At 66.1% G+C, this 14,699-nt stretch carries 6 protein-coding genes; 1 reads left to right on the top strand and 5 read right to left on the bottom strand.

Features of this window, described 5'->3' with window-relative positions; translation table 11 throughout:
- Window positions 1-70 precede the first annotated feature (70 nt).
- The 4 genes from P5F91_RS28700 to P5F91_RS28685 all read right to left on the bottom strand — a co-directional run bounded on the left by P5F91_RS28700 (window position 71) and on the right by P5F91_RS28685 (window position 9,399).
- Entirely contained in the window at window positions 71-2,218 is a 2,148-nt protein-coding gene (locus P5F91_RS28700) for a TonB-dependent receptor (protein ID WP_186454541.1), read from the bottom strand.
- Between the two features lie 518 nt (window positions 2,219-2,736).
- A complete protein-coding gene (locus tag P5F91_RS28695; protein ID WP_145608888.1) occupies window positions 2,737-3,273 on the bottom strand; it encodes a hypothetical protein in 537 nt (178 codons plus the stop codon).
- A gap of 180 nt (window positions 3,274-3,453) precedes the next feature.
- Complete coding sequence (locus P5F91_RS28690) at window positions 3,454-6,387, bottom strand: TonB-dependent receptor domain-containing protein (protein ID WP_277908927.1); 2,934 nt, start codon at window positions 6,385-6,387, stop codon at window positions 3,454-3,456.
- A 564-nt stretch (window positions 6,388-6,951) separates the two neighbouring features.
- Entirely contained in the window at window positions 6,952-9,399 is a 2,448-nt protein-coding gene (locus P5F91_RS28685) for a TonB-dependent receptor (RefSeq protein ID WP_211106826.1), read from the bottom strand.
- A gap of 616 nt (window positions 9,400-10,015) precedes the next feature.
- On the opposite strand from P5F91_RS28685, the gene P5F91_RS28680 reads away from it, so the two are divergent.
- The gene (locus P5F91_RS28680) at window positions 10,016-13,624 is read left to right on the top strand and encodes an ATP-binding protein (RefSeq protein WP_277908926.1); all 3,609 of its coding nucleotides are present in this window, start codon (window positions 10,016-10,018) and stop codon (window positions 13,622-13,624) included.
- Between the two features lie 60 nt (window positions 13,625-13,684).
- Here the strand turns inward: P5F91_RS28680 and mbfA are convergent, their stop codons facing one another.
- The gene (gene mbfA, locus P5F91_RS28675) at window positions 13,685-14,641 is read right to left on the bottom strand and encodes an iron exporter MbfA (RefSeq protein WP_145608890.1); all 957 of its coding nucleotides are present in this window, start codon (window positions 14,639-14,641) and stop codon (window positions 13,685-13,687) included.
- Window positions 14,642-14,699: the final 58 nt, after the last annotated feature.

The following is a 14,699-nucleotide window of genomic DNA, read 5'->3' as shown; positions in this document are numbered from 1 at the left end:
CGTGCCGTCCGGGCGGGGTCCAGGTTCGGGGCCGTCAGTCATCGCCCCCGGGGAAGATCAGCCTGGGGCTTTAAAACGTATATGTGGCCTTCAGCCCGAATTCGCTGCGGTCGTTGTTGCGGATGATCTCGGTGAAGCCGGCGAAGGCGTCATCCAGCCGGCCCACGTCGTAGCGTTTGTTGAAGATGTTCTCGCCATACACGGCCGCCGTCCAATGGCCCTGGGCCGGTGTGTAGGCGATGTTGAAACCGAACAGGCTGCGCGACTTGATCAGGTTGTAGCTGTCGTTGGCCGATTGCCCGTATTCCTTGCCGCGATAGGAATAGTCGATGCGGGCGTCGATGGTGCCGCTCTCCAGGAACAGGTGGTACTGCGGCGCCACCGACAGAGTCCACTGCGGGGTCAGCGCCGGGGTGAAGCCGACCTTGATGGCGGTGGCGTCGCTCGGTACCGCCGTGATCTGGGCGTCGATGAAACCGACGGAGGTCTGGATGTCGAAGGCCCTGCTCAGCTTCAGCGTGCCCTCGACCTCGAAGCCCTTGGCCTCCGACTGGCCGGCGCTCTCGATGCGGGTATTGAAGCCGGTGGCCGATGGCTGCGACACCTCCAGCGGCAGGTCGGTGTACTCGGTGTAGAAGCCCGACACGTTCATCTGCAGCAGGTCGAAGAAGACACCCTTGATGCCCGTCTCGTAATTGGTGGCGAAGGTGGGGTTGAAGGCGGTGAAGTAGCTGGGCCCGTTGAAAGGCCGGGGCGGGAAGCCGCCGCTCTGGTACCCGCGGGAGATGGTGGCGTAGGCGGCCACGGACTTGGCGATGTCATAGGTGGCCGACACGTCCCAGGTGGTGGCGCTCCACGACTGGCTGCGGTAGACGCGCGAAGGATCGGTCCAGCTGTCGAACTGGGCGCTGGCGTCCTTATGGTCATCGGAATAGCGGGCGCCGGCCGACAGCTTCAGATCGTCCAGGATCTTGTAGCCGGCGTGGGCGTAGACGGCGTAGCTGCTGGTCGTCTGCTTCAGGTCGAAATAACCGCTGGGGCTTATGTAGACGGTGGGACCTGAATTGGTGTTGCCCTGCTCATCACTGGCATAGGCGCCGATGACGAAGTCCAGCTTGCCGTATTCGCCGTTCAGCTGCGGTTCCACCGAATATTGCCGGGCGAAGCCGCGTTCCGGATAGGATTCCAGGTCCAGGTAGGTCTGATCGTCGTCCAGGCCGCCGGTGTAGTGGGTATAGCGGAAGCCGCCCAGCACCTTGGCCGTCAGGTTCTCATTCAGCTCCCAGTTGGCGGTCAGCGAGGCGCCGCGGTTCTGGATGGTCTGCTTGAACAGTTCCGCGTGATTGGAATTGCTGTCGTCCGGGTTGGCCGGCAGCAGGCTTTCGCTCAGGCCCAGGGTGCCGGTGAAGAAGCCGTTGGGGTTGTTCACCTCCATGGTGGTGGGCGTCTTGCCGTAGATGCCGTTCATGGCGTCCAGGGTCAGCAGCAGCGAGAAGGTTTCCGAGGCCTGCAGCTTGGCGGCCGCGCGGCCCGATACCTCGTTGATCTCGCCCACATCCTCGGGCGCGTTCACCTTCAGGGCCTGGCCGATCCCGTCGCGGCGGTTGACGGCGGCGGTGAAGGACACGGCTAATTTATCGGTGACCTTGGTGTTGGTGTAGACGTTGGCCTCGACCCGGGCGCGGCTGCCCACCTTCAGTTCCGCCTTGGTCACCTGCTCGTCGCCCGGCTGGGCGGTGATGATGTTGACGGCGCCGCCGATGGTGTTCTTGCCGTAGAGCGTGCCCTGCGGCCCGCGCAGCACCTCCACCCGCTCGATATTGGCCAGGGTCAGGTTGGACCCCATCTGCCGGCCCAGGTAGACGCCGTCGACATAGACCCCCACGCCGGGGTCGGTGGTGATGATGTGGTCCTGCAAACCGATGCCGCGGATGAAGATGGCGGCATGGGCCGGGTTGCCCACGCCGAAGCGGTTGATCTCCAGGTTGGGGACGTACTTGCCCACGTCCGCCAGGTTTTCCATGTTGCGCTGCTGCAGGTCCTCCGCCGTGAAGGCGGAGATGGCGGTGGGCGTCTCGGTCAGGCTTTCCGCCCGCTTGCGCGCCGTCACCACGATTTCCTGGAACACCGAGTCGTCGGTGGCGGTGGCCGCCGTTTGCGCCTGGGTGCCGCCAGCCAGCAGGGCGGCCGCGCCACCCGCCAGAAACGACGTCAGCATGGCGCGCATCTTCTTTTGATCTTTGCCCGTTATAGGAACTGCCCTGTTCGACATTGTTGTCCCCGTCTTTCGTGATTGGATTTGACGAAAGCAGGCTCGATGGATTCCGCCCGTTTTATTGTGGGGCCGTTTTATTGTGAGGCCCTTTTTGCCGTGGTTGGGCGGGGCGATCGTTGACGAGCCCCGAACCTACCCGCCCCGAGGCCCGCGGGCGGTTTGCCGCGCCTGTCGTTCCTGGGATGCCATCAGCATCGGCGCAGCCTGGGGTTGCGGCAACCATTTTCTGACCGAATGGTCAGGTTTGGCACAGCCAGGCGCTGGGCGCTTTCCATTCGCGCTTGCCAATGCCCCTGTGTTCCGCGCCAGAGGTATGCCGGATGGTGTAGAGGGTTGATTGTGCGGGTTCGGTCCGGGCCTGGCGCTGAATGGCCATGCCCCCGAGTCGGCATGCGGAAAGGGCGGCCATGAGGGCCGCCCTTCGAAATACACGATGTAATGACTGAGGTGCTGATGGACGGTCAGCTCACGCGCGTCGCCTTCGCCGGCCGGCTGCGGCCCACCACCATAGAGTAGCTGCCGAACAGGCCGTGCATGACGCGCACCTCGTCGCCCGGCTTCGGGTCGAAGGTCAGCGCCTCCTTGCTGACCCAGGTTTGGCCGTTGGCTAGGGTCACGGCGAACAGGCGATAGGGCAGGGCCACCGACGAGGCGACCGTGGAATGCATCTCCTCATCCTGTTCGGCATCGTCCTTGGCCTGCTGCTCTTCCGTCCGGGGCAGCTTTTCCTTGCCGAACCGTGCCGTGGGATCCTCCGGCACGGCGGGCGCGGTTGGGGTGGCGTTGGCAGTGGCGGCGTTGGGAAGGGGGGCGGCCGGCGCGTTGGCTGCGGCGGCGGCCAGGGCGTCATAGCAGGCCAGACGCTGGGTGGCGTCACCAATCGCCCGGCAGGAGGCCAGGCTCTCGGCGGCGCGGGCCGGCTGCGGGGCGGCGGGTGCCACGGCCAAGGCCAGCAACAGGGTGGCGGCCGTCAGCGACGGCATCTTCTTGAACGACATGGTCCGGGATTCCTAAGGCGTGATCCGTGGGCGGCAGTGTGCCACGGCTTTACACCGGGCGGAATAGCGACGGCTGTCGCCCAGGGTCAAGCAACCATCGCCAACGCATTGAATGGAAAAAGAAAACGGCGGGCCCCGGGGGACCCGCCGTCTCTGGACTGAAGGCTATGCCGTGTTCGATTAGAACTTGGCGGAAGCCTGGAAGAAGAAGTAACGGCCCAGGCTGTCGTACACCTGAGAATAGGTGTTGCCGTTGATGAACGAGGAGTTGCCGTTCACCTGGGTCGTGACCAGCGGCGGATCCTTGTCGAAGACGTTGTTCACGCCGCCGCTCAGGGTCAGCCAATCGCTGACCTGGTAGGAAGCCGAGAAGTCGAAGTAGTCGTAGCTGTCGATGTGAGCCAGGCCAGGGATGACGGAACCGTTCAGCGTGGCGTTGCTGCTGGTCCGTTCCCAATCGGCGCCGCTGATGTGGCGCCAGTTGACCGACATGGTCGCATCCCACGGGGTTTCCCAGGTCATACGGACCTTGTGGCGCCACACCGGCAGCGGCGTGGAGCAGGTCGCGCCGTACAGGCCGGCGCAATCATAGCCGTCCGAGCCCGGCAGGGCCTGGGTGACGAAATCGATCAGATAGGTGCCGGTGAAGTTGAAGTTCAGGGCGCCCAGCTTCTCAATGCCGATGTCGGCCAGGTCCAGACGGTAGTTGGTGTTGAAGTCGATACCCGACGTCTCTTCGCTACCGGTGTTCTGGTTGGTGTTGGTGACGTAACCCGTGGTGCCCAGCCACAGCGAACCGGTCGCCGAGCGCTTGATCAGCGGGCAGTAGAAGCTGGTGTTAACACCGGTCAAGCAGTTGGTCATGATCAGATCGGCGCCGATGCCGCTGATCAGGCCGTCGATCTTGATGTTGAAGTAGTCGGCCGAGAAGGTCAGGTCCGGCAGGAAGGTCGGGGTGATCACGGCACCCACGGTCAGGGTGTCGGCCGATTCCGGCTGCAGGTTCGGATTACCACCTTCCAGGTCGTTGTACTGACCGGCGCTGTTGGCGACGATCTTGCCGTACTGGGCGGCGGTCACACCGGTGTTGGCGCACTGCGCGGCCGTGGCGGTCGGGGCCGCACCGGCGCAGGGGTCGTTGGACAGGCCCAGGGCCACGCCCGACGGCGTGAACAGCTCGACCACGTTCGGCGCGCGGACGGCGTGGTTGAAGCCGGCGCGGAAGCGGACGTCCGAGGTCGGGGCCCACTCACCACCCACCTTGTAGGTGTCGGTCTTGCCCGAGGTGCTGTAGTCGGAATAGCGGTAACCGCCTTCCAGGTTCAGGTCCTTGACGAAGGGCTTGTCCTGGACCAGCGGAATCTTGACTTCCATGAAGGCTTCACGGACGTCGTAGGCACCGGCCACACCGTGGGTCGGACCGCCCTGGCCCGCCAGGTCACCGCTGTCGAACTCCTGGTCGACCTTCAGGGTCAGCTCTTCACGACGGTATTCCGTACCGAACGCGATGCCGACGCCATGGCTGGCCAGCGGGCTCTGGATGCCGTAACGGCCCAGATCACCGCTGATGGAGACATCCACCACGTCCTGGACGGTCGAGCCTTCCTTGAAGCCCGGGGTCTGCAGGTAGGTCAGCGCGGCCGGATCGATGGCCGTGCTGCTGCTGAACACGTTGTAGGGCACGCAGCCAGCGGCCACGGCGGCGGAGTTGGCGCAGACCAGCTTGCCGTTGGCATCGGTCGTGGCGTTGAACGCCTCGGCCGTGCGGGCCAGCGAGAAGTCGTTCTTGTAGGTTTCCGACAGGATGACGGTGCTGCGCTGGGCGTAGGCGTCATAGCTCCAGCCGTCCCACAGGTCGCCCTTCAGGCCGACCAGCTCGCGGTAGGAGGTGTGGCGCAGGTCGTCGATACGGCCGCCGCCTTCGACGTTACGGCGCAGGACGCTCACATCGGCCTGGTCGGAGGCGGTCAGGCCGTTGTTGGTGCAGAGCGTGGTGACTTCGCTGGCGGACAGCAGCGGGCTGTTACAACCGATGAGGAATTCCTGACCGAACACACCCGACGGCGCGATCTGGGCGACCGTGTGGTCGTCGTGGAACATGAACTCGGTGTAGACCTGGACATGCGGGTTGAATTCGTAGTGACCGAAGAAGCCCGCGGAGTAACGCTGGTCCGGACGCTGGTAGTAGTTGTACGGCGCGTAGTTGAAGGCATCGGCCGAGGTGTAGTCGCGCAGGCTGGTGCCGCTGACGATGTAGTCGCCGCCACCGATGTTGTCGATGATCTGGGCCGGGGCCGTGGTGCCCGAGCCGCCGCACGAATAGGCGCCCTTGGCCGAGACGCTGATGGCGCAGGCGCTGTAGTCGCGCTTGTCCTGCGTCACCGCCATGGTCTTGCGATAGTCGGCGTAGACGGTGATGTTGCCCTTGCCGTCGGGGGTGTTCACACCCAGCACGCCGGAGTAGGTGCGGGTGAAGCCGTCGGTGACGTCGTCTTCCGGCAGGCCGAAGTTGCGCGCCTTGACGGCGTTCTGGAACTTCGTGGCGTCGTTGTTGTGCTGATAGAAGCTGTAGCTGATGTCAGCCTTGGCGCCCTCGAAATTGTCGTCCATCACGAAGTTGACGACGCCGGCGACGGCGTCGGCGCCGTACACGGCCGAGGCGCCGCCGGTCAGCACGTCAACGCGCTTCACCAGGGCTTCGGGGATTTCGTTCAAGTCGGCGGCCGGGTTCAGCGGCGAACCGGCGGGCATGCGGTGACCGTTGACCAGCACCAGGGTACGGGACGCACCCAGGTCGCGCAGGTTGACGGTGGCGGTACCGCTGGAACCGTTGGAAATCATGCTGCCCTGGCCGGCGAAGGCCTGGGGCAGGTTGTTGATCACGTCTTCGATGCGGGTGGCGCCCTGCAGCTTGATTTCCTCGCTGCCGACGCTGGTCACCGGGCTGATGCCGGCGGACGAATCCGTCTTAATACGCGAACCCGTGATGACGATTTCCTGCAGATCGTCGGCGGCCGCCGCGGCGTAGGCCGTCGTCGACATCGTGAGGGCGCACACGCCAAGGGCGGCGCCCGTCAGCAGCGACTGACGGATCCTGCTCTCAAATCCCTTCATGTAGTCCATCTCCATTTCGGATTGGTTGTTCCCCGTTCGGCGCCGCCTGGGCGTGTTTCCCGGCCTCTGGCGGCAGCTCCCCAGTCCGCTTCTGCCCAGCGTTCTGTTTGGCTTGGGAGGAAGTTTTCCGATCACGTTAGCAATGCGTCAACGACCCAAGGGGTAGGGCGGCCGATTCCGTGCATGTCTGTAGCTTTTTGGTTACACTTAAGCGATAAACTTGCGCCAAAAATGTTGAAATTGGACAAAAATAACCAGGCGACAGAATGAGCTGTCCGACACACATCTGTTGCAAATTAAAAACCAAACGGTAACAGCGACAAATTGCATCGTTTCGCGGGTGGGGACGGGGCCCGCGCCGGGGCCGCTGCCGAATCAGTAGGCACTACCGCCCATTGCCCAAAGAGCGGGCGGCGCGTTCGCGCCCGACGAGAAAATCCGTCTTATCGCGCGCCTTATACATTCCCCGGTGTTCCGCGATGAACCAAAGAAAAAGGGGCGACCCGAAGGCCGCCCCTTTCGCATTGGGCCCGGCGGCTCGCAGACCGCCGGAGGAACGCGCGATCAGAACGAGGTATGGATGGTGCCCATGAACGTGCGCGGGGCGCCAACCTGGTAGAACGGCAGGCTGCTCTTGCCGGCCACCGTGGCGATCGAGGTCGAGGACGAGATCGTGTTCAGGTAGCGGCGATCGAACAGGTTGTTCACGTTGAACTGCAGGTACGTGCCCTTGAAGCCGCCGGCGTCCGGCAGATCCAGGCGGGTCTCGAAGTTGGCGACGAAGAACGGGGTCGTCCATTCGTCGTTCACGTCGGTGGCGGCGCGGGTGCCGGTGTACTTGCCTTCGATGGAGGCCGACAGGATGTCCAGCGGCTTGTATTCGACGCGGCCGGCGGCCATCCATTCCGGCGTGTCCACCAGCTGCTTGCCGGACGTGTTGTAGACGTAGCCCGCCGGGCCGGCCAGGTTGTTCTTCACTTCGGAGTGCGTGTAGCTGCCCGAGGTGTAGAAGTTGACCTGATCGGTGATGGCGAAACCGGCCTCGATCGAGGCGCCGTACAGATCGACGCGGCCCAGGCTGCGGTCGATGGTGTTGTTGGCGTCGTTCGGGTCCAGGGCGGACACGATGCGGTTGATGTAGCGGGTGTACCAGCCGCTGACCGAGGTCATCAGCCAGTTGGTCTGGAAACGCTCGCCCAGTTCGAAGTTATAGGTCTTTTCCGGATCGACGATGCCCGGCTGGTCGGTCTTCACGCCGTACAGGTTGTCGGTACGCGGCGCGGAGAAGCCTTCCGAGAACTGGAAGTAGACCTGGTGTTCCGGCGTGATCTGGTAGACGACGCCCAGGCTGGGCAGCGGATCGCTGAAGTCCTTCGTGCCGGTGAACGGCGTCCGGTACAGGTTGGTCTGCGTGATCGTCGGGTTGGTGGTGCAGTACTGGTTGCTGCTCAGTGACGCCACGTTGGTGGAGGTGCTGGTGTAGGTATAGCAGTACTGGTTCAGCTCACGGTGGAAGAAGGGCAGGCGCAGGGCCGGCACCACGGTCAGCTTCTGGTCCAGGGCCTTGAACACGTATTCCAGCGACGCCTGGTTCAGCTCGGCGATGGAGTAGCGGTTGCGGGCTTCCAGCTGCGAGCCGTCGGCGGCGTAAATCTGGCCGGAGTTCTTGCCACCGAACACGTCCAGCGGGGTGCCGTCGGCGCCGATGTAGCTGAAGTCACCGGTCTGACGGTGGCGGCCGTAGTCCAGGGTATAGCCGACGCGCAGGCGGTTGTTGTCGTCGATGTCCCAGATCAGGGAGGAGGTGACGCCGCTGCGGAAGGTGTTGGTGTTGCTGGGGGCGTACAGCAGCACGGTGTCCAGCAGGTCGCCGTCGCCGTTCAGGTCCACGCCCTTGGCGGTCTTGCTGGTGCCGATCAGGCGGGGGTCGGTTTCCTTGATCGAGGTGGTGCCGCCGCCGTTGGCCAGCGTGTACTGGAAGTACGGGTCGACGGTCAGCATGACGTCGTCGGACAGGTGGAAGCGCGACTGGCCGCGGATGTTGCCCGTGTTGGACGGGTTCACGCGCACATTATAGTAGTTGCTGTCCGTGCTGGGGACGGTATCGGCCTTGCCGTTGACGGCCGTCTGCGGCACCCAGGTGTTGTTGTAGTCGGCGAAGTAGTTCGAGGCGAACGTCGCGCGGCTGTTGGTCTGGTACGAGTTGTTGCGGTTCTCGTTGTAGTGGGCCGCGACCGAGATGAAGTCGCCGCCACCCAGATCCTCATAGATACGGGTGTTGAACTGCTTCTTCTGCAGGCTGCCGTAGCCCTTGAACTTGTCGTAGTCCTGGTAGGACGCGGCCAGGAAGGCCGAGGTGCGGTTGCCGGGGCCGAAGTCGCCGGTGTCAAGCACGGTGAAGATGCGCTTGTAGCTGTTGCTGCCGAAGCTCAGCTTGCCTTCGACACCCAGCTCGTCCAGCGGCTTGCGGGTCTGGACGTTGATGGTGCCGCCGGTGGCCGACGCGGTCGGGCTGTCGACGTCGGTGGTGCCGATGTTGACGGTGGCGCGGTTCACCAGCTCTTCATCGATGACCTGGTTGGAATAGATGGCGTAGTTGCCGGTGTCGTTCAGCGGAATGCCGTCGAAGGTCAGCGAGACGCGGTTGCCGTCGAAGCCGCGGATGCGGATGTTGCCGCCGGAGGAGCCGTAGGCGTCGTTGTTGGTGAAGTTCACGCCCGGCAGCAGGTTCAGGCTGGCCAGCACGCTCTGGCCCGCGGTCTGCGTGGCCAGGTATTCCTGCGTCACGGTGGAGCGAGACTTCGGGGACGTCTCGGCCTGGATCAGGCCGGCGATGTTGGGCTGCTTGCGCGCGCCGGTGATGACGATCTCATCCATTTCGGACGCGGTGGACTGCGCCAGGGCCGGAGCGACCCAGGCGGTGGCGGTCGCCAGGGCGACCATGCCCGTGCCAAGCTTCAGGAAAGTGGCGTAGCGGCGCCCCGGCGCCTGCGCGCGATTAAGCTTCTTCATCGATTGCCCCCAGAATTTGGATCGTTCGTCGTTCGGTCAGCCACACACCCGTCCGCACCCGTTCGTTCAGCCAGGTGAGGCCGTGTCGGGCGCTTTATTCCCTTCTTCGTATTACAACACCATTACAGAGGCGCGGCCTTCTTGCCCAACTCCCACCAAAACGCGCCGATTTGCCCCTAACTGTGGCCGTCAAAGCACATGTGATACGGGCGGCGCGACAAAGTGCAGCGCAGCTTTTTTGCGCAGAAATGGTCAAAAAATAATTTACTATCAATAAGATGAATATTGACGCACATGCGTCCACCATCTGTGTCGGGGCAAGTGTTGCAGAATGATGAAATCTTGACCTGTTGATCAGGAATTCGGGCGAATCAGCGCCGTGGGCGGCGGCGCGGCCGCCAGTCCGGCCGGCGGGGCCCGGTATGTCCGGAACGGCATGGTGGAATGACGGGACCTTCCTACCACCCAATCGCCAGTCTCGCGGCGGGCGCCGCTCTTGGCGGGGGCGGCGCCCGGCCCTAATATAGATATTGGTATGCCTTCCAGGGGCTTGCCGGCCAGGGCTTGCCGGCTGTAATCGGGGGCGGTGCATGCGGCGCGCGGACGGTGAGGGGTGATGCGGCTACCGGGACTGCGCAGCAGGCTGCTGTTGCTGCTGGTGGCCGTCATCGGCGCCATGGCGGCCCTGATGGTGGTGGAAGGGCAGTCCAGGCGCCAGGCGGCGGTCATGGCTGCCCAGGCCCACGTGCGCATCCTGACCCAGGTGGCGGAGGAGGAACACCGGGTGCTGGTGGAGCAGCTTGGCCATCTGGTGGAAACCGTTGCCCTGCAGGAGGTGGATCTGTCGGCCGGCGACTGCGCCGGCGACCTGGTCCGGCTGAAGGCGGCGGAGCCGTGGATCGCCAACGTCTTCCTCTCGCGGCCCGACGGCACCACGATCTGCGCCTCCACCGGCAACCCCCCGGCCGCCCTCAATGTCAGCGACCGCCCCTATTTCCAGGAGGCGGTGCGCACCGGCCGCGCCACGCTCAGCGACTACATGATAGGCCGCACCACGCAGGCCCCCATCTTGGCCATGGCCCGCCCCATCCTGGGTCCGGATGGCCAGGTCAAGTCCGTGGCCCGGGCCAGCATGCGGCTGAACTGGGCCGGTCGCCTGGCGGCCATGGCCGCCGACATGCCCAATGGCCTGTTCGCCATCGTCGATGCCAAAGGCGAGGTGCTGGTGCGCTTCCCCGCCCCGGCCCAGGCACCCGCTGCGGCGGCACCCCTTCCGGTGGAGCCCCAGGCGGACGGCGCGGCCGCCCCGCTGGGGAACACCCCGTCCGGCGCGGTCCTAACCGGCCAGCGGCTGGACGACGCCCTGGTTGCGCAGCTGTTCGCCCAACCCACGGGCACGCTGCTGTCGGCAGGGCTGGATGGTGTGCCGCGCATTATCGGCTTCGGCACCCTGCAGGGCATCAATGCCCGCGTTGTGGTCAGCCTGCCCCGGGCCGAGGCGGTGGGTGAGGCGGACGATGATTTCTGGCGCAGCATGATGGGCCTGGCGGCCGTGGCCGCCGCCGCCCTCCTGCTGGGGATCTTCGCGCTGGAAACCTCGGTCATGAGTCGCCTCGGCACCCTGACCCGGGTGGTGGAGCGGATCGGCCGGGGCGAGCGGGGGGCGCGCGCGCCGGAACGGGCGTCGGACGCCGAATTCGCCGTGCTGGCCCGGGCCATCAACACCATGGCCCATAACCTGGAACAGGGCGCCACCGACCTGGCGGAGCGCGAGGTGCGCTTCCGGGACCTGATCGACGTGTCCACCGATTGGTACTGGGAGGCGGATCCGGACCGCCGGCTGACCTATGTGTCGCCCGGCGTGCGGTCCATCGGCCTCGATCCCCTGCGCATGGTGGGTCAGAAGCAGATCGGCGGCCTGACCCCCACGCCCGAGACCGCCGCCGCCCTGGCCGGCGGTGCCGACAAGCAGGAATTCCGCGACCTGCGCTATGTGGTGAGCCACCCCAGCGGCAGGCGCTACCACATCGTATTGTCGGGCCGCCCGCTTTATGACGCCGACGGCGCCATCCGGGGCTGGCGCGGCGTCGGCCGCGACATCACCGCCCTGGTGGAGGCGCGCGACGCGCTTGAAGAGAGCGAGGCCCGCTTTCGCTTGTTGGCGGATCGCGCCAGCGACATCATCCTGCTGACGCGGCCCGACGGCACCCGCCTCTACGTTTCCCCTTCCGTGGAACGCATCCTGGGTTACGGCGTGGCGGAATTCACGCAGCTGCCCCTGTCGGATCTGCGCCATCCGGACGACCATGCCATCGACGCCACCCTGGACGCGCTATCGGCGGCGGCCTCGCGGGCCGGTTCCGGCGCAGCCGGGGCCATGGCCGACGGCGACCTTGCCAGCGGCGTTTCCGCCCGCTTCCGCCTGCGTCACAAGGACGGCCGCTGGATCTGGCTTGAGACCATCATCTCTCTCACCCGGGGCGACGACGGGATGCCCCTGCTGATCTCCGCCGCCCGCGACGTCACCGAGCGGGTGCGGCAGGAGGAGGAGTTGCGCGCCGCCCGCGATACCTTGACCACGGCCGCCGCCGAGCTGGAGCAGGCGCGCCGCGTGGCGGAAGACGCCAATGCCGCCAAGTCCGCCTTCCTGACCGCCACCAGCCATGAAATCCGCACCCCGCTGAATGGCATCATCGGGGCCGTGCAGCTGCTGGCGGCGGAGCCGCTGGCGCCCCTGCAGCGCGACCTGGCCGCGATCATCCGTGACAGCGCGCAGACCCTGTTGCTGCTGGTGGACGATCTGTTGGACCTTTCGAAGCTGGAGGCCGGGCGGGTGGACCTGGTGGCGACGGACTTCCAGCTGGCCGCGGTGGTGACGGAGGCCGCGCGCCTGATGGAAGGCCAGGCCCGGGCCAAGGGTCTGGCCCTCAGCACGCGCATCGCGCCCGAGGCGGCGGCCACCTTCCGCGGCGACGCCCGCCGCCTGCGCCAGCTGCTGCTGAACCTGCTGGGCAATGCCGTGAAGTTCACCGACAAGGGGCAGGTCCAGCTGACGGCCGAGGTGGTCGAAGGCGCGCCGGTGGGGAACGCGGGCCGCCCGCGCGACCTGCGCGTGGTGCTGACGGTGCGTGATACCGGCATCGGCATGACGGCGGATCAGCAGGCGCGGCTGTTCAACCGCTTCGTCCAGGGTGACGACAGCATCGCCCAGCGCTATGGCGGCAGTGGCCTGGGCCTGTCCATCTGCCGCGAACTGGTGACCCTGATGGGCGGCACCATCACCCTGGACAGCTCACCCGGCCAGGGCAGCACCTTCATCATCGACCTGACCCTGCCGCGCCTGCCCGGCCAGGCCGCAGCCGAAGCGGCGCCGCTTCCCTCCGCCCCGTCCCCAGCCCCCCCGCCCAGACGTGGCGCTGGCCGCCGCGTGCTGGTGGTGGAGGACAACAGCATCAACGCCCGCCTGACGGAGATGATGCTGCGCACCGAAGGCTACGCCGTTGAATTGGCCAGCGACGGGGCCGCGGGCGCCACTATCGCCTTGGGCCAGCCGCCGGTGGATCTGGTGCTGATGGATATCCAGATGGCCGGCCTGGACGGGCTGGAGGCGACGCGCCGCATCCGCGCGGGCGAGCCGCCGGGCCACCGCGTGCCGGTCATCGCCATGACCGCCAACGCCATGGTGGGCATGCGTGAGGAATACCTGGCCGCCGGCATGGACGACTACGTGTCCAAGCCCTTCGACCAGGGCCGCTTCCTTGACCTGGTGGCCCGCTGGACCGGTGGGGCCGCCGTGTCGGCGGTCCCTGGCGCGACGGAGGGGCCACAGCCCATGGCCGGCCCCAGCGACGGCTTTCCCATGGCCGACCAACCCCTGTTCGATGGCGAGCCGCTGGCTAAATTGGTGGACCTCGCGGGGCGTGATGGCACGGTGGACATGGTGCGGGAGTTCGTCAGCTTCGGACAGGCCCGCATCGCCCGCACCGCCGGCCTGGTCACCGCCGGCAACCTGCCCGAGGCGCGGCGCGAGGCGCACAGCCTGATCTCCACCGTGGGCAATCTGGGCCTGCGCCGCCTGCAGTACCTGGCGCAGTCGCTGGAGCAGGCGTGCATCCAGGACGACGCCGAAGAGGCGCGCCAGCTGGTCGCCGCCATCGTCGGCGTGGCGCCGGCATCCTGGGCCGCGCTGGCCCGCGACTATCCGGTGCCCATCGCCGCGGCCTAGCTGTGTAGTTTCTTCAGATGCCGGCGTCCCATCCGGGGGCGCCCGTGTCTGAGAAGCGCGTCACGCGCTTCCGATCAAAATCCCCGTCGCGAACACCAGCAGGCCGCCGATGATGACCTGGAAGGCGGCGGCCAGGAAGGTCGTGTCCATGTAGCGGTTGCGGATCCAGGAGATGACGCCCAGTTCCACCACCACAACGGCGGCGGCGGCGGCCGTGGCCGTCCAGAACTGGGGGATGAGATAGGGCAGGGTGTGCCCCAGGCCGCCCACGGCGGTCATGATTCCGCAGACCAGGCCGCGCAGCCAAGGGCTGCCCCGGCCGGTCAGGCTGCCGTCGTCGGACAGCGCCTCGGCGAAGCCCATACTGATGCCGGCGCCCACGGCCGAGGCGATGCCCACCAGGAAGGTTTGCCAGGTGTCGTGGGTGGCGAAGGCGGCGGCAAACAGCGGCGCCAGGGTGGAGACGGAACCGTCCATCAGCCCCGCCAGGCCCGGCTGCACCACCTGCAGCACGAACAGGCGGCGTTCCGACGCGTGCTCCTCCTCCCGCACCTGAGGCGTCACCAGGCGGGACTCCAGCTGCTCCGCCCGGGCCTCATGGCGGCGCTCCTCATCCGCCAGGTCGCCCAGCAACTGGCGGATGGCGGCGTCGGTGGAGCGGCGGGCCGCCCGGGTGTAGAAGCGCTTGGTCTCCGCCTCCATCAATTCGGCCTGCTGGCGCACTGTCTCCAGCGACAGCGGGCGGATCAGCCAAACCGGCTTGCGCTGCACGAAACCGCGCACGTCCTGGCGGCGGATCAGGGGGATATGCTCGCCGAAGCGCTGGCGGTACAGCTCGATCAGGCGGTGGCGATGGCCGTTCTCTTCGGCTGCCAGGGCGTTGAAGACCTTGGCGCTTTCCGGAAAGTTCTCGCGCAGGCCGGTGGCGAATTCGTCGTAGATGCGCGCGTCCTCCTCCTCCAGCGACACGGCCAGCGCCAGCAGCTCCTGTTCGGTGAGGTCGGAGAAGTCCTTCATGGGGATGGCCTTGCGCAGGAACGGGGAATGCCGGGAAGACTAGCCAAGTCATGGCGCC

It is taken from the genome of Nitrospirillum amazonense, from assembly GCF_029594735.1.
Taxonomy (GTDB): Bacteria; Pseudomonadota; Alphaproteobacteria; order Azospirillales; family Azospirillaceae; genus Nitrospirillum; species Nitrospirillum amazonense.
This window is presented reverse-complemented; position numbering and strand designations above follow the sequence as displayed.

Bases quoted from the DNA above. Each gene is read 5' to 3' on its own strand.
- P5F91_RS28700 (WP_186454541.1), bottom strand. From the start codon at position 2,218: ATGCTGACGTCGTTTCTGGCGGGTGGCGCGGCCGCCCTGCTGGCTGGC.
- P5F91_RS28695 (WP_145608888.1), bottom strand. From the start codon at position 3,273: ATGTCGTTCAAGAAGATGCCGTCGCTGACGGCCGCCACCCTGTTGCTG.
- P5F91_RS28690 (WP_277908927.1), bottom strand. From the start codon at position 6,387: ATGAAGGGATTTGAGAGCAGGATCCGTCAGTCGCTGCTGACGGGCGCC.
- P5F91_RS28685 (WP_211106826.1), bottom strand. From the start codon at position 9,399: ATGAAGAAGCTTAATCGCGCGCAGGCGCCGGGGCGCCGCTACGCCACT.
- P5F91_RS28680 (WP_277908926.1), top strand. From the start codon at position 10,016: ATGCGGCTACCGGGACTGCGCAGCAGGCTGCTGTTGCTGCTGGTGGCC.
- mbfA (WP_145608890.1), bottom strand. From the start codon at position 14,641: ATGAAGGACTTCTCCGACCTCACCGAACAGGAGCTGCTGGCGCTGGCC.